This is a genomic window from Edaphobacter sp. (assembly GCF_035532915.1).
Taxonomy (GTDB): Bacteria; Acidobacteriota; Terriglobia; order Terriglobales; family Acidobacteriaceae; genus Edaphobacter.
Genome location: NZ_DATKQC010000033.1, coordinates 23234 through 38212 on the forward strand (window position 1 = coordinate 23234; position 14979 = coordinate 38212).

At 55.7% G+C, this 14979-nt stretch carries 13 protein-coding genes and 1 pseudogene; 4 read left to right on the forward strand and 10 right to left on the reverse strand.

Annotated elements, in window-relative coordinates:
* Nucleotides 1-33: 33 nt before the first annotated feature.
* Complete coding sequence (locus VMU57_RS01510; protein ID WP_325380088.1) at nt 34-744, reverse strand: glutamine amidotransferase; 711 nt, start codon at nt 742-744, stop codon at nt 34-36.
* A 227-nt stretch (nt 745-971) separates the two neighbouring features.
* Here VMU57_RS01510 and VMU57_RS01515 point away from each other — a divergent pair.
* Nucleotides 972-2213: pseudogene (locus VMU57_RS01515) on the forward strand (aminotransferase class I/II-fold pyridoxal phosphate-dependent enzyme); the annotation flags it as partial.
* A gap of 195 nt (nt 2214-2408) precedes the next feature.
* On the opposite strand, the gene VMU57_RS01520 reads toward VMU57_RS01515, so the two are convergent.
* Nucleotides 2409-3350: an alcohol dehydrogenase catalytic domain-containing protein gene (locus VMU57_RS01520; protein ID WP_325380090.1), complete on the reverse strand. Its 942-nt coding sequence runs from the start codon at nt 3348-3350 to the stop codon at nt 2409-2411.
* A gap of 145 nt (nt 3351-3495) precedes the next feature.
* Entirely contained in the window at nt 3496-4320 is an 825-nt protein-coding gene (locus tag VMU57_RS01525; RefSeq protein WP_325380092.1) for an AraC family transcriptional regulator, read from the reverse strand.
* A 112-nt stretch (nt 4321-4432) separates the two neighbouring features.
* Here VMU57_RS01525 and VMU57_RS01530 point away from each other — a divergent pair, with 112 nt between their 5' ends.
* The 3 genes from VMU57_RS01530 (at nt 4433) to VMU57_RS01540 (ending at nt 8640) form a co-directional block, all read left to right on the forward strand.
* Nucleotides 4433-5869, forward strand: a complete 1437-nt coding sequence (locus tag VMU57_RS01530; RefSeq protein ID WP_325380094.1) for an FAD-dependent oxidoreductase — start codon at nt 4433-4435, stop codon at nt 5867-5869.
* A gap of 259 nt (nt 5870-6128) precedes the next feature.
* On the forward strand, nt 6129-7196 hold the full coding sequence (locus tag VMU57_RS01535; RefSeq protein ID WP_325380096.1) for a formylglycine-generating enzyme family protein: 1068 nt from the start codon (nt 6129-6131) through the stop codon (nt 7194-7196).
* Between the two features lie 175 nt (nt 7197-7371).
* A complete protein-coding gene (locus VMU57_RS01540; RefSeq protein WP_325380098.1) occupies nt 7372-8640 on the forward strand; it encodes a D-tagatose-bisphosphate aldolase, class II, non-catalytic subunit in 1269 nt (422 codons plus the stop codon).
* 47 nt (nt 8641-8687) lie between these two features.
* Here the strand turns inward: VMU57_RS01540 and VMU57_RS01545 are convergent, their stop codons facing one another.
* From VMU57_RS01545 to VMU57_RS01575, 7 genes are all read right to left on the reverse strand, one after another.
* A complete protein-coding gene (locus tag VMU57_RS01545; protein ID WP_325380100.1) occupies nt 8688-9773 on the reverse strand; it encodes a threonine-phosphate decarboxylase in 1086 nt (361 codons plus the stop codon).
* Nucleotides 9770-10753, reverse strand: a complete 984-nt coding sequence (gene cbiB, locus VMU57_RS01550; RefSeq protein ID WP_325380102.1) for an adenosylcobinamide-phosphate synthase CbiB — start codon at nt 10751-10753, stop codon at nt 9770-9772. Before cbiB ends, VMU57_RS01545 begins: the two co-directional genes overlap by 4 nt.
* The gene (locus tag VMU57_RS01555) at nt 10750-12318 is read right to left on the reverse strand and encodes a cobyric acid synthase (RefSeq protein ID WP_325380104.1); all 1569 of its coding nucleotides are present in this window, start codon (nt 12316-12318) and stop codon (nt 10750-10752) included. The genes cbiB and VMU57_RS01555 overlap by 4 nt, the downstream gene beginning before the upstream one ends.
* The gene (bluB, locus tag VMU57_RS01560; RefSeq protein ID WP_325380106.1) at nt 12315-12992 is read right to left on the reverse strand and encodes a 5,6-dimethylbenzimidazole synthase; all 678 of its coding nucleotides are present in this window, start codon (nt 12990-12992) and stop codon (nt 12315-12317) included. Before bluB ends, VMU57_RS01555 begins: the two co-directional genes overlap by 4 nt.
* Nucleotides 12992-13567: a cob(I)yrinic acid a,c-diamide adenosyltransferase gene (locus tag VMU57_RS01565; protein ID WP_325380108.1), complete on the reverse strand. Its 576-nt coding sequence runs from the start codon at nt 13565-13567 to the stop codon at nt 12992-12994. Before VMU57_RS01565 ends, bluB begins: the two co-directional genes overlap by 1 nt.
* A complete protein-coding gene (locus VMU57_RS01570; RefSeq protein WP_325380110.1) occupies nt 13564-14403 on the reverse strand; it encodes a hypothetical protein in 840 nt (279 codons plus the stop codon). The genes VMU57_RS01565 and VMU57_RS01570 overlap by 4 nt, the downstream gene beginning before the upstream one ends.
* Nucleotides 14400-14979 (reverse strand): histidine phosphatase family protein (locus VMU57_RS01575; RefSeq protein ID WP_325380112.1); only part of this gene is annotated, 580 nt, incomplete at its 5' end. The genes VMU57_RS01570 and VMU57_RS01575, both read right to left, overlap by 4 nt.

Below are 14979 nucleotides of genomic sequence, written 5' to 3' on the forward strand. Positions count from 1 at the left end.
ATGGGACGAGCGCCTTTCGCCGCCGTTGCATCATTAGCCAGCCATTCCGCTGAGCCAGCTTTGCCAGAAGCGCTGTGCCGCTGCCTCTAGTTTCGGTGCAAAGATTCGGCTGTCTTTGCGCAGTTGAGCAACGCTGATTTCAGCATGAGCGAGTTCGCATGCGTGGCCCACGTACCATCGCTCCAGATTTTGTGCTGTGACCTCTGGATGAAACTGAAGTCCCAACGCGTGCTGTCCAATCGCAAAAGCCTGATTCGCGTAGGAGGCTGTGCCAGCGAGGTGGTGAGCGTTGGCTGGCAGGTCAAAGGTGTCGCCATGCCAGTGAAGGACATGTAGATCGGGAATAAGGAGTTCGGAGAAAAAGGGGTGGAGCACCGCATCGGTGCCTGGCTTGATGGGAGCCCAGCCGATCTCTTTGCCTTGCGTGCCTGGGTAAACCGAAGCTCCCAAGGATGCCGCAATCAATTGCGCGCCGAGACAGATGCCGATGGTAGGAAGTTTTTTAGCAAGCCGTGAGCGGATCAAATCCATCTCTGGGTGGAGGAACGGGTAAGTTTCGTGCTCATACACGCCAATCGGGCCGCCGAGAATGACTAAGAGATCGGGTGCCAGGGGATCAATGGCGCGCAGATCCGCGGTACAGGCGTCGACGGTATCGATGGTGTAACCGGCACGCGTTAGTTCTGTCCCGAGTGAGCCCAGGTCCTCGAAAGCCAGGTGATTCAATGCCAATACTGTTCGCATCTGTCCTCCGTTAGCATGCAGCAATTTGGTAGCCTGTCTCTACAGAGATAGAGGCAGGCGTCTGTCCTGAAGTCTATGGGTGCGATCAGGATGCGCAGGCGCTGCGTTCATTACAGAGCGGCTCTGGATATTATCGCAATCAAGTATTGGGCGGCCAAAGCAGAATTTACCTCTGTGGTTGACAATAGAACGAGTGCCTTTGACTTTTCTCATCTTCACAGGAGTTAACGATGTCCTTGCTTCAGATTCAGACAGATTATTCCGCTCTTCAGCAACTTGGGCTCAAGTTGGATTTGACACGAGGAAAACCATCATCGCAGCAACTGGACCTCAGCGTGGAGCTTCTTGATCTCCCCGGGAGGTCAGATTTCCTTGCTGAAGATAAGACGGATACGCGCAACTATGGCGGATTGCTGGGGCTGCCAGAGGCACGGCGGTTATTTGTAAGCCTGTTGGGAGCGCCGCAGGAACAAATTGTCATCGGCAATAACGCCAGCCTCGCCTTGATGCATGACCACGTTGCCTTTGCGCTGCTCAAAGGAACCTGCGACAGCACTGGGCCATGGTCAAGGCAGGGCGAAATCGCTTTTCTTTGCCCCGTTCCCGGATACGACAGGCATTTCAAAATCTGCGAGGACTATGGCATTCGCATGATCCCCATTCGTCTTACAGAAGACGGGCCGGACATGGATGAAGTAGAGCGACTGGTGGCTTCGGATGCGTCCATCAAAGGCATGTGGTGTATTCCCAAGTACAGCAATCCGACGGGCACGGTCTATTCTGATGCCGTGGTGGAGCGGCTTGCAGGGATGAAGACGGCGGCGAACGATTTCCGCATCTTCTGGGACAACGCCTACGGGGTCCATCACCTCACCGAAGAAAAGATTTCGCTCGCAAATATTCTCGAGCGGTGTGCTGGCAAGGGAAACCCGAATCGAGCATTCGTGTTCGCCTCCACATCGAAGATCACCTTTGCGGGAGCTGGCCTTTCTGCTGTTGCCTCGTCGAAAGAGAACATTAAATGGCTGCTCTCGCGTCTGACCCCGCAAACCATAGGGCCTGACAAGATCAATCAGCTACGCCATGTCCGCTTCTTGAAAGATGAAGAGGGCATCGCCGCTCTGATGGAGAAGCACAAGCAACTGCTGGCCCCCAAATTCCAGGCCGTTCTCGATGTCTTCGATGCAGAACTGTCGGGCCTTCAAGATGTGTCGTGGACCAGGCCAAAGGGAGGATATTTCATCAGCCTCGACGTCCCCTCCGGCTGCGCCAAGCGAGTCGTCACTCTGGCCAAAGATGCGGGCGTTGTCCTGACGCCTGCCGGTGCGACCCATCCTTATGGGAACGACCCGGAAGATCGAACCATTCGGATTGCACCGTCGTTTCCTGGGCTCGCTGAAGTTCGGCAAGCGGCGAAGGCTGTGGCGTTATGCGTTCAGCTTGCTGCGGAAGAAAAGACTCACGCCTAGCAAGCCGCACGCTGAGACAGCGAGCAGCCTGATTGATGGAAGCCCGATTGCCGGGATAGTGATGGAGGCTGGCTTACAGCCTCCATCACTGCCTTATCGATTGATATGGACGCGTACGACACGGTTGCCGAAATACTATTTGGTCGCCACTGCTAAACTTGCCGTGCACCCACCCCGGCCGCAAATAGTTTAAATCTAGATTTCAACTACAACCTTTCCCCTGCTGCCGTTGGCAACAAGGTCAAATGCCTGTGCGATCTGATTGCTTCCGAAATGCTGTTCGGCCAGAAGCGGTTTCATCTGATCGTTGGAGGCAAGGTCTGAAATTTGCTTCAGGATTTCTCCATGGTGCTCACGGCCTATTCCGGTCAAGAGGGGGAGAAGAGTGAAGACTCCAGAATATGTCGCGCCCCGAAATGACAAGGGAGCTAAAGCGTGCGTCCCCCATCCCAGGCAACTGACAGCGTGACCTGTATACCGCTTTACAGCCACAAAAGACTCATCGAGTATAGGTCCACCCAGCGTGTCATAGACAATGTCGAAGCCAGCGCCGTCTGTGTGTGCGTCTACATACTCCTGGACGGGAGTCCCTCGTTCGATGGCCACCGCACCTAAGTTTTCGACGAGAGAACGCTTATCGTTCGATACTGTTGCGAAAACCTTAGCGCTTCTCGACAGTGCAATTTGAACCGCAGCGTAGCCAATCCCTCCGGCGCCGGCATGGATCAATACCCTGTCGTCCTTTTTCACATCCGCACGGTCGATAAGCCCTTCCCATGCGGTGATCGTGGCTAGAGGGAGCGCCGCGGCTTCTCGCATGCTGAGCTTCTCCGATTTCGAGGCGAGAAGCGAAGCGTCCACAGCGATATATTCCGCAAGCGTGCCCTGGAGCCCTCCCACGCCTCCAACCATTCCGAAGACTTCATCCCCTGGCCGGAATTGCCGGACATCCGCGCCCACACATTCCACCACTCCAGCCATGTCCATACCCAGAATCGCAGGCAGAGGTTGCTTTGCATGCGCAGCTTTGCCCGATCGAATCTTAGTATCCAGAGGATTCACCCCTGCATGCGAGATCTTGACGACGACCTGATTTGCTTTTGGTATAGGCTTTTCCATCTCGCGAGATAAGAACATGCCATCATTTTCTTCAACAAAAAACGCCTTCACCACTTTATTCCTCCTACCAGCTCAAGATTCATCCTCTGTGGCTCGATCCCGCATCATTGTTTCAGATGTCACTTAATAACTTCCGTTTGCGATGACTATCCAACAAACCTCGTCACAATCTCGCCTTCCGTTGGCTTTCAAGCCATACAGTCGGCGACATCCCCACATGCTGGGTGAAGGCTCGAGTCAGAGCGCCAGCGCTTGCGTAACCGACACAGGGTGCAACCAGCTTGAGTGGATCGCCTTTCAGAAGCAGCGATTGCGCGACACTGATTCGCCATTGGGCAAGGTACTCGAAGGGTGTGTGTCCCGTGACTCCAAGAAAGTGCGCAGCGAAGCGCGCTCGGGACATACCGGCAACAGTGGCCAGTTCTTGAAGTTGCCACTGTCGTTCCGGCTCAAGATGAATGGCATCGACTGCCTTCGACAAACGCAGATCGGAGAACGCAGGAAGAACGCCATCCTGAACGAGGCGCCGCTCGACCCCGGTCCGCAGCAGAACGACCAGGATGTATTCCACAAGGCGATTGACGGCGATTTGGCGACCCGGCTTGTCGGCAAACCCCTCGACAAAAAGCAATTCAATCACCGGTTGGAGCTCTGGGACGGCAGACAAGGGGACTTTGAGCAGTTTCGGAAGGGCACGCGCCAGCGGGTTAGACACACTCGTTCCAAACTCAACGAAAGCACAGACGATATCTGCCCCATCAGATTGGAAGGTGTGGGGTTCAGAGTATGGATAGAGAAGGATGGTAGGTTCGTCAATCAAATCTGCCACGCCACCCACATCCAGAATCCTCATCCTCCCATTCCGCACGAGATGGAGGTGTCCGCATTTTGCAGAAGCGTGGTCGCTCGATGTGCCACAAAGCCTTCCTGCAAGGAACACACGCGCAGTGAGTGCCAGATGGCTGAAGAAAAGCTCTAACCGATCCATGTTTTGAGACTCCCGGGTGGGTCTTCGATACGCCGTGAAATGCGGCGCGGTGATGCAGGCCTGAACATCCCTATAGCTGGGTCTTAGCTTAGTTGAGCGGTGGAGGATACTGATGGCAACTTTAGCAAATTCTGGAACGGTGAGCAGCGCGGAACAGCCCGAGGATTTTGATCTCGTTATTCTGGGAACCGGCGAAGGGGCTAAGTTTGTCGCATGGACTCTGGCCCGCCAAGGCAAAAGCGTCGCGATTGTTGAGCGTCGCTGGATTGGCGGAGCCTGCCCTAACATCGCATGCCTTCCCAGCAAGAACATTATCCATAGTGCAAAGGTCGCGTCTTACTTCTCCCGCGCTGCCGAGTTCGGGATCACAACCCAGGGCTATCAGGTCGATATGGTTGCGGTGATGGGCCGCAAGCGCGGCATGGTAAAGAGTCTGGTAGACATCCATGTTCGGAACTTCAATACGAGTGGAACCGTGCTCGTTATGGGAGAAGGTCGCTTCGTAGCTCCAAAGACGGTTGAGGTGGCACTGAGCGCGGGTGGCACCCGCTATTTGCGTGGTGAGGATGTGCTGATCGGTACCGGCACTCGAGCCCGGTTGGACAACATTCCCGGATTGTCAGACGCGAAGGCGCTTACTCACATTGAGGTGATGGAACTTGATGTCCTGCCCGAGCATCTCGTGATCCTCGGCGGAGGATACATCGGGCTGGAGTTTGCGCAAGCCATGCGTCGGCTTGGCAGTCGCGTTTCTATCATCGAACGGAACAGTTCACTGCTGCACGATGAGGATGTAGATGTGACCGTTGAACTGGAGAAGATGTTCAAGGATGAGGGGATTGAACTTATCCTCAACGCATCGGTTGAAGAGGTATCCGGACAGTCCGGTAAAGCCGTGGACGTCGCTTACAAGCAAGATGGTCTGCTGAGGCACGTAAAAGGGACGCATCTTCTCGTGGCCGCGGGCAGACTGCCCAATACAGAGAACCTGGGGCTTGAGCTGACTGGAGTTGAGACAGCGGAGCGCGGATATATCAAAGTAGACGAACGTCTGCAAACAACGGCAGCGGGAATCTGGGCTGTCGGCGACGTTACCGGAGGCCCACAATTCACCCACATCTCATTCGATGATTTTCGTATCGTCAGGGACAACATCACGGGCGGAGCGCGCACCACGACCGGTCGATTGGTTCCCTTCGCAATGTTTACCGATCCGGAACTTGCGCACGTCGGCCTGAGGGAACATGAGGCGAAGGCCAAAGGTGTTGGCTACCGAATCTTTAAGATCCCTATGATCTCAGTCCTGCGCACGCGGACGCTCTCGGAGACGCGGGGTTTTATGAAGGCCCTTGTGGGGCGGGACGACAAGATCCTTGGCTTTACCGTCTTCGGGATTGGTGGCGGTGAGATCATGTCCGCAATCCAGCTTGCGATGATGGGAGGCTTGCCTTACACAGCCGTTCGAGATGCGGTGCTCACTCATCCGACGCTGATGGAAGGCCTCATCGTATTGTTCTCCTCGGCCCCCACAAGTGTAGAACCAAGTTGACCCGCTAGTCTGGCGATTGCAGGTATGAGAACTCCTCGGATAGGTCTTACGGAAAAGAGTTCGCGCGCATGTCGTCTGCAGTGACGGCGATGGAGGTCAAGGGCACAATCTCTAACTCGGATTTACCCAATATGATGGACTGGCTCACAGTTTTACAATCGTAGTGGATGGCGAGGATGTCTGATAAAAATTGGAAACTGCCATGGAGGCCACTTCTTAGGAAAAGAAGACCTGGCCTCCATGGCGATTTTGATGTCCTTTGGCCAACTCCAGCCATGCGAAAAGTGAGGCGACCGTGATGTCAGATGGAAGAAAACCTGTCATGGGGGACGATACGCCGAACATCGTCGATGATGTGAAGCGTAATGATTGCTGCTGCACACCTGCATCAGATCGGGCGAAGCTTGAGCTGCAAGCTCAGCGCGCGTCAACGGCCACGAGTGCCAAAGCCAGTCTCTCTATCGACAAAAAAGGTGCCATGGTTTCCCTGCCAGGCGGCGAATTTCTAATGGGTACGAATTATGGCGGAGGGTTTCCTCAAGACGGGGAGGGCCCGGTGCGTCCTGTAGAACTCTCTCCGTTTCAAATCGATACCTTTCCTGTAACCAACGCGGACTTCTCCGCATTTGTCGATGCGACCGGCTATCGCACGGAGGCCGAACTCTTCGGCTGGTCCTTTGTCTTTTGGTCGCATATTCCTGTCGATCGGCGGGCGGAACTAATAGAAGACACTGTCGCAGCAGCACCATGGTGGTGCAAGGTCTCTGCTTCCTTCTGGCGCCAGCCCGAGGGGCCGGGTTCTAACATTGAAAATCGTCTTCAGCATCCCGTAGTTCATGTTTCGTGGAACGACGCCAGTAATTATGCAACATGGGCATCGAAGTCGCTCCCCACCGAGGCCCAGTGGGAGTACGCGGCCCGCGGTGGTTTAGTACAGAAGCTCTATCCGTGGGGCGATGAGCTGACTCCCGACGGGAAACATCGATGCAACATCTGGCAAGGAGAATTTCCAAAAGAAGATACGGCTGAAGATGGCTACGCGGGGACCAGCCCGGTCGATAGCTTCCCGCCGAATGCATTTGAACTCTATTCCATGACAGGGAATGTATGGGAGTGGTGCGCGGATTGGTTTCATGCGTCCTTTCACTCCAGTCCCATGCTGCGCAACCCTGCCGGCCCCACCTCCGGGCAAGGCAAAGTGATGAAGGGTGGATCTTTCCTTTGCCACGCGTCGTATTGCAATCGCTATCGTGTTGCGGCACGTATCTCAAACACGCCGGACAGCTCTTCCTCAAATATCGGTTTTCGGTGTGTTCGGTCCAATTAATCTGGACCGGTTCCCTTAGCTCATCTTGTTAAACGATGGGACAGGAAAGAAATTGTGAGTTCACTGCACCCTATTCTTTTCGGTGCACAATTCCATCTTTTACACTTTGTATTCATTACTTTTTATATTGTTTATTGTATATTTGTGGATATCGGAATCAACTGGAGCCTTGAACATGAGTATTCTCCAACAGCTTAGCTCTTCCTTTCTCAGTGGGCTCCCCATAGGTATCTATTCGGTTTGCTCAGCGCATCCGCTGGTGCTCGAAGCTGCTGTGCGGCAGGCGGTGGTGGACAGAACACCGTTGCTCATTGAGGCCACGTCTAATCAAGTCAATCAGTTCGGCGGCTATACCGGAATGAGACCGGCAGACTTTCGTGAGTTCGCTCTCCGGATTGCTACTGCACATGGACTTCCAGTGGAGAGGCTGATTCTCGGTGGCGATCATCTCGGTCCAAATCCTTGGCAACATCTGCCCGCAGATGATGCCATGCAACACGCGCAGAACATGGTCGCCGAGTACTCGCGGGCAGGCTTCACTAAGATCCATCTTGACGCCAGCATGGCCTGCCTCGGAGAGCAGACCCCGTTGCCTGACAGCGTCGTCGCCGAGAGAGCTGCGCGTCTCTGCCGTGCGGCAGAAGAGGCGAGCGGTGGCCAGCCCAGATACTATGTGATCGGCACAGAAGTCCCTGTTCCCGGTGGCGCTACGGAGTCGCTCGCAGGGTTGGAGGTTACAACGTATGCCCATGCAGCGCGTACGCTTCAGATTCATCGCGAGATCTTTTTTGCTGCGGGTCTGGGAGACGTTTGGCCGCGGGTCATCGCTCTGGTTGTGCAGCCCGGAGTCGAATTTAATCACGACAGTGTAGTTGATTACGATTCCAGCAAAACCGTACCGTTGCGGAGGTTGCTGCGGGACGACGTGGGCTTGGTCTTTGAAGCTCATTCGACGGACTATCAGCGGCCACGTGCTTATAAGGAGCTGGTCAGTGATGGCTTTCCTATTCTGAAGGTTGGCCCTGCCCTGACGTTTGCCTTGCGTGAAGTGCTCTTTGCGCTTCAACTTATCGAAAACGAACTCGTTCCGGCGGAAAAATGTTCCAATCTTTCCGGAGTGGTTGAGAGACAGATGCTGCTGCATCCTGCGCACTGGGTAAAGCATTATCACGGAACATCTGATCGGCAAAGGCTGCTGCGGCGCTACAGCTACAGCGATCGTATACGGTACTACTGGACGCAGCCGGAGATTCAGGCTGCCGTCAATGTTCTTATGAGCAACCTGGAAGGGCTAGCCATACCGGAGACTCTGCTCTCGGCCGAGATGCCGCCGGAATATCTGGCTGTGCGTGAAGGCAGTCTGCGAGCAACTCCTCACGAACTCATCATCCACAGAATTCAGCAGGCCATCCGACCCTATGCCGCTGCGTGTATTCGCAACTAAAAGCAGGCCCCACTCAATCCAATCCATCAATTGCCGGGACTAAACACCTAGCAAAATTGTAATGACTGGGCTATTGCTCCAACTAGCTTGTCATTTTCCTCCGCCGTGCGTATCGCCGTGCGAAAGTGTCTGGATGGCAAAGTTTCATAGTTTGAGCAGTCTCGCAACACCATATGGTGTTCAGCGATCATGTGTTTCCAGAGACGCTCTACAGAGGTGCCATCAGGAAGACGAAGGAGTAGGAAGTTGGCGGCTGAGGGGTAGGTATGGATGCCCAGGGCATCAAGGTCACCGTTCAGACGATCTCTTCGCCCGTCGTTGTGTAGCCTGGTGCGCTCCGCGAAGGGATGGTCTGCTAACGCGGATATAACGGCGCATGAGGCTAGAGTAGTGATTGGCCAGGGTGGAAGATGTTCATTAAGTGCTCGCGCTATAGCTTCGTTGGCTACTGCATAGGCCACTCTGAGGCCCGGAATGCCGTGGAACTTGGTCACGGAGCGAAAGACGATCAGGTTTGCAAATCGTTCAACATCCAGCGTCAGTGAATCCAAAGGCGCGTAATCGATAAATGCTTCATCAAGCAGCACGGTTATATTTCGATCTGCGCACTCCGAGACAAACTGGAACAAGATATTCCTTGTGGTAAGAACGCCCGAGGGATTCTGTGGATTGGCAAGCAAGACAGCGTCGTGACCACCATGCACCAAGGCATGGATGTCATAACGGAAGTTGGAATCCGGAGTTAGGATATGCGGTTCGATCTCTACTCCAGCACGTGCAAGGCTGCGACGATACTCGACGAAGGCAGGCACTGGGAGAAGGCAGCGTTTGACCCTTAGCGTGCGGAGCGCAGACTCCAGCAGCGGAATGAAGCCGTTAGCGACTACGATGTTTTTGGGGTGAACTCCGGCGTAGTCTGCTATTGATCGCTTGAGTCCGGCCTGTTCGAGATCGGGATATGCGGTCAGAATTGAGATGTCTTCAAGGCTCGTTCGCAAGTTGGACAAGACTGCGGGCGGAGGCCCGTCGGGATTGATATTGGCGCTGAAGTCGATTAGTTGCGACAAGGGGATATTGAAGCGCTCGGAGATCTGTCGTAATTGGCCGCCATGCAAGGGAACGAGTTCGATCATCGGGACGCCCCTGGGGCTTCACGTGGCTGAGCACAAGCTGAGAGAAGAACGCCGCAGGCCAAACCAAGTAGCGTTACGACTGAGACCAGCCGGAGTGCGCTTTTGACTTTCGGCAGCGATGGGGGTGAAAACTCACGGCCAATATGGGCAGCCCGAACCAACTCGCCGCCGTAGGTATTGTCGCCTCCAAGTCGAACGCGCAGCGCTCCTGCCATGGCGCTTTCAGGCTGGCCCGCATTGGGACTCTTGTGCTTGTCTCCGTCACGACGCCACGTCTGCCACGCTGCCACAGGGTCGCAATGTTCGTGGACGTTCGATACTGCGACGATGGCAGCCGCGGTAAGGCGCGCAGGCAGGTAGTTGGCTGAGTCGTCCAGGCGAGCGGCAACCTTTCCGAAATAAAAGTAACGCTCGTCAGCGTGCCCGATCATGGAGTCCAGTGTATTGACGGCTTTATAGGCCATAGCGAGAGGAACGCCACCCAGCGCCATATAGAAGAGCGGTGCGAGAATGCCATCGGAGGCGCTTTCAGCTAGTGTCTCAATCAAGGCACGGCAGATTTCCTGCGTGTCTAGATGTTGGGTGTCTCGTCCGACGATGCGTGCAAGGCGGTGACGAGCGAGCGGCAGGTCTCCAGAATCGAGTGCATCAACGACAGAGGTTGCCTCCTGTTCAAGATTTCGAGCTGCCAGGCAGTTCCATGCGAGCACGACTTCAACCGTATTGCCCACTGCGGGCGATAGGCGGTTCGCTAAGCGGATCAACTGGCGCGTTGCTTGGTAACTGGTGGCAACGACAGCCAGGCTCAGGGCTGCGCCAGACACAAATTCCGACAATTCGCTCTGGTCGGGCCGACGAAGGGCAACCTCGCCACGCGCCGTGGCAAAACCGATCAGGCGCACCGGATGCGGGAGCCACTCGGGGTCGCCGGCGAGTTGGTCGAGGAGCCAAGCAGCGGGAATAAGGGAGCAGCGATTCAACGGATTTGCTCCACCGGCTCAATCTGGCCTTGAGATTTGTACGGAAGGCCGACCCAATCAAAGATACGAGGCAGGTCCAACGATTCGCGAACGGTGTCGGCTAAGAGGTTGAACGAGTCTTCGCGCTTTTCCCTCCAGTTCTCGAAGCGGTCCACAGGCGCAAGTTGATGAAAGCTCCGAGCCGCGGCCAGGAAGGTGTGGCGGAATGTGTCGTCATCGAAGATGCCATGTAGATACGTTCCGAAGATGCGAGTATCAGGGGAGATGCCTCCGTCCGGCTCGTGCCCATTCAGGATTGAAAAGGCCTGAGCGCCGTCTGCATACATGGTTTCTCCAATGTGGATCTCATAGCCATCGATATCTATTGCGGGCACACGCTGACCGAAGAGCATTGACAGAGATAGACGACCGGTCACCGCCCGAGTCACCTTATCGGGGTTCATGTGAGTAGTGAACGGTAGCAGTCCAAGCGCATCGGCTTGACCTCCATGCTCCATAGCAAGTGAATCGACAATCGCAGTACCAAGCATCTGCATCCCTCCGCAGATGCCGACTACGAGGCCTTGGGCGGCATGCGCCACAACGCAGGAATCTATACCTTGACGGCGCATCCAGAGGAGGTCTTCGACCGTCTGTTTGCTGCCAGGCAAGATGATTAGGTCGGCCAGCGCAAGCTGGGATGGCTCCCGGCAGAACCGCAATGAGACAGATGGCTCGTGGCGTAGCGCGTCGAAGTCGGTGAAATTCGAAGAAGATGGCAGCGCAACGACCGCAATACGTAGCGGTCTTGCACGGACATTCTCCGGCAGCCATGGCTCCGTCTCGCCAGTTATGTCGGCGAGGCCGAGACTGTCTTCTTCTTCGAGGGCAAGATGGTGAATGTACGGGACGACCCCCAGGCACGGCTTCTGGAGGCGATCTTCCATCATGTGGACACCCGGCTCAAGGAGCGCGATATCACCACGAAATTTGTTGATGAGGAAGCCCCGGATGCGGGGTTGTTCCGTCGCATCGAGCAACTGGACAGTACCCAGGAGCGAAGCAAAGACGCCTCCGCGGTCGATGTCGCCCACCAGTAGGCAGGCCGCATCGGCGATCGCGGCCATCCGCATGTTGACGATGTCGTGCTGTTTCAGATTGATCTCCGCGGGCGAGCCGGCGCCTTCGAGGATGATGACTTCATGTTTAGCGGCGAGAATCTCGTAGCTCTCGCGAACGAGGGGTAACAGTTCTTCGACGCGTCGCTGGTGATAATCGGAGGCGGAGAGCCTGCCCCATATTTTCCCGCGAACAACCACTTGCGATGTCATGTTTCCAGCAGGTTTCAGAAGTATGGGATTCATGTGGACCGAAGAGGGGATGCGGGCAGCCTCTGCCTGTAAAGCCTGCGCGCGGCCGATTTCAAGACCTTCCAAGGTCGCAGATGAGTTGAGAGACATGTTCTGCGACTTAAAGGGCGCGACGCTCACTCCCTGATCCGCAAAGATGCGACAGAGCGCAGCCGTGAGAAGCGATTTCCCTACGTGGGAGCTCGTCCCAAGCACCATGATGGCACGCGCCCTCATGGCTTTCCTGTCTCGGGGTCGGCGCAGTATCGGTCGTAGGACACAACCCTTTCGAGTGGTATCCGACTCTCCCACCCAAAGCGCTCAAGTTCCGGCTCTGTGGCGAAGCGGTCGACGTAGCCAAGGCAAAGATAGCCAACCGGAACGATGCTTTCTGGAATGTGCAGTATCTCGCGGAGACGATCCGGATCGAGGATGCTGACCCAGCCTACGCCTACACCTTCGGCTCGGGCGGCGAGCCAAAGATTCTGTATCGCGCAGACGGTCGAGTAGATCGCAGTTTCGGGCATCGTATGGCGGCCAAGTTGATGGCCGCGCTCACTGTGCGGATCGCTCAGAACGCAGAGGTTTTGGGGAGCTTCCAGAATGCCTTCGAGCTTCAGACTTGCATATTGCTCGCGACGCTCGCCGGTGTAGGTTGCCAGAGCGTGTTCGTTTGCGTGCAGAAATGCTTCATGAACAGCTCGGCGGACTCCGTAGTCACGGACCAAGACGAACCGCGACGGTTGCATGAGACCGACGGAAGGGGCGCAATGAGCCGCGGACAGGAGGCGCTGAATCAATTCGTCAGGCAGGGGATTTTCAAGAAAGCCCCTGCGTACATCGCGCCGGGTAACAATAGCGCGATAGATAGCGTCGCGCTCTTGCACCTCAAACTCAGCGCGTTCCTTCATTACCATGCCCTCGACCACTTGGGCCCCGTCTTCGTCTCATCGCGGAGGCGCGCATCGACTCCAGCATTGAATTCGATGAGTCTACCGAAAAGCCAGATGACGTCGGAGAGGCGGTTGAGGTAGACGATGATCTCGGGTTTGACCACTCCGCCGCTCTCAACAAAGCGGACAGCGTTTCTCTCGGCCCTGCGACAGACTGCGCGTGCTATTTCATAGGCTGCGGATTCCGTGTGTGCCCCGGGGAGCGACCAGTCCGACAAGATGCCTTCGATCGCTTCAATTTGGTGGACGAGTTCGGTGAGCATGGCAACGTCTTCAGCAGAGATGATGGGCGGCTGCTTCTTGCTCTCGGGAGGGGTGGCCAGAGCTGAGCCGAGCCGGAACAGTGTGCGCTGGATCGTTTCAGTCCACGCTTTGATCTCGGGGTTTTGGCAGATGCTTCGGGCGAATCCGAGGACTGTGTTGAGTTCGTCGACAGTGCCATAGGACTCGACTCGTAGATCCGCCTTGGAGACGCGGATGCCGCCCGCGAGCCCCGTCTGGCCGCCGTCGCCGCGTGTTGTTGAAATGCTCATAGTTGATCTCCTGAAATTGCTATTGGAAGTGGGAATGTGAAGCTCTCTTCCATCGTGATGCGTAGCGTCTTGATGATTGGATGACGGTCGTATTCGATGGTCAAGGATTCATTGAGAAAGTCGGTGACGAACGGAGGGTGCTCCGAAAGAAGAATTGCCTCGGAGAAGAATCGTGGTTGGACGGCTCCGAGTTCTTCGAGAGTTCGGGCGCGGACGATCACCGCTGGAAGTCGAAAAATGCCTGCACGAAGCAGACTGTAGGCGCGGTGATAGCCATCGCGCAGGAACCAGCGCCCTGCGTATTGAGCGACCTCAAAGAACGGACTGCCCGCGTAAACGGCGACCGGCATTGCCGGGTCTTGCGTCACCTTAAGCTGCACATTTGGGTTACTCGATTGCAGAGTGACCGTTTTCTTATCTCTATCGTGGATCACATCGCCGATGATCGGATTCGGAGAAGCGAAAGCGATCTCGATCAGGTCGCCCCAATCACATTGCGGAGAGACCTTCACGGTGGGAAGTGTTGAATCGAAAGACAACCTGCGCTGAAAGGCGAGCAACCGACGCAGGTCTACTACACCGAGAGACCAATCGAGGCCCCACATCTCCGCCTGGAGGTCGTGGCGCGATAGTTGTATGTCAAAAATATCGCGAAGGAGTCGAGTCTCCTTCTCGCACAACGCGCTGGAACAATGATCCAATCGCCTCTGAAAGACGAGATCACGCGCTTTGATCGACTTTTCTTGGTCAAACGACTCGGGGCGGGGCTTGTATGCGTCGAAGTCCCAGGCGACAAGCTCTATGGTACGGATCGGGCTGAAGATATGTGGCATCATCCGAGCATCTCCTGCAAGCGCTTGTCGGGGTGAGGATGGTGCGCGTATCGAAAGGTGCAGCAGTAGGGTTTTGTCAGGGCCCATGCCGTCTTCTCATCAAGACCGCAGAGAGTACGAAGGACCACACGCATGACCCCAGCGTGTGTGACGACGGCGATCGAGCTGCTTTCGGACTGGCTGAGGAGATAGCTTGTCTCGGCCATCACTCTTGCCTGGAATATCTCGAAGGATTCTCCATCTGGTGGAGTCAGGTGCGGAAAGGCTTTGAGCCACTGCTGAGCGAAGGTCGAGTCAAGCTTCTCAATTTCTTCCCAAGTCAGACCGTCCCACCTTCCAAAGTTGATCTCACGCAACGCTGGACGGGTGACATATGGAATGGCGAAGGACTCAGCGAGCACGCGTGCAGTCGTCACCGAGCGTTGCAGATCGCTCGTGAAGACGGCTGCAATTGATTCGGTGCGTAGGCTTTCAGCAAGTTTTTGGATTTGCCGATGGCCTGCGGTGTTCACAGTTGGGTCGGATTGACCGCAAAAGGTGCCGGCCATGTCGGTCTCGGCGTGGCGAATGAAGAGAATA

Excerpts from the sequence above, each read along its gene's own strand:
- VMU57_RS01520 (WP_325380090.1), bottom strand. The coding sequence starts at position 3,350 with ATGTTCTTATCTCGCGAGATGGAAAAGCCTATACCAAAAGCAAATCAG.
- VMU57_RS01565 (WP_325380108.1), bottom strand. The coding sequence starts at position 13,567 with ATGAGCATTTCAACAACACGCGGCGACGGCGGCCAGACGGGGCTCGCG.
- VMU57_RS01525 (WP_325380092.1), bottom strand. The coding sequence starts at position 4,320 with ATGGATCGGTTAGAGCTTTTCTTCAGCCATCTGGCACTCACTGCGCGT.
- VMU57_RS01510 (WP_325380088.1), bottom strand. The coding sequence starts at position 744 with ATGCGAACAGTATTGGCATTGAATCACCTGGCTTTCGAGGACCTGGGC.
- VMU57_RS01530 (WP_325380094.1), top strand. The coding sequence starts at position 4,433 with ATGGCAACTTTAGCAAATTCTGGAACGGTGAGCAGCGCGGAACAGCCC.
- VMU57_RS01555 (WP_325380104.1), bottom strand. The coding sequence starts at position 12,318 with ATGAGGGCGCGTGCCATCATGGTGCTTGGGACGAGCTCCCACGTAGGG.
- VMU57_RS01570 (WP_325380110.1), bottom strand. The coding sequence starts at position 14,403 with ATGATGCCACATATCTTCAGCCCGATCCGTACCATAGAGCTTGTCGCC.
- bluB (WP_325380106.1), bottom strand. The coding sequence starts at position 12,992 with ATGAAGGAACGCGCTGAGTTTGAGGTGCAAGAGCGCGACGCTATCTAT.
- VMU57_RS01540 (WP_325380098.1), top strand. The coding sequence starts at position 7,372 with ATGAGTATTCTCCAACAGCTTAGCTCTTCCTTTCTCAGTGGGCTCCCC.
- VMU57_RS01545 (WP_325380100.1), bottom strand. The coding sequence starts at position 9,773 with ATGATCGAACTCGTTCCCTTGCATGGCGGCCAATTACGACAGATCTCC.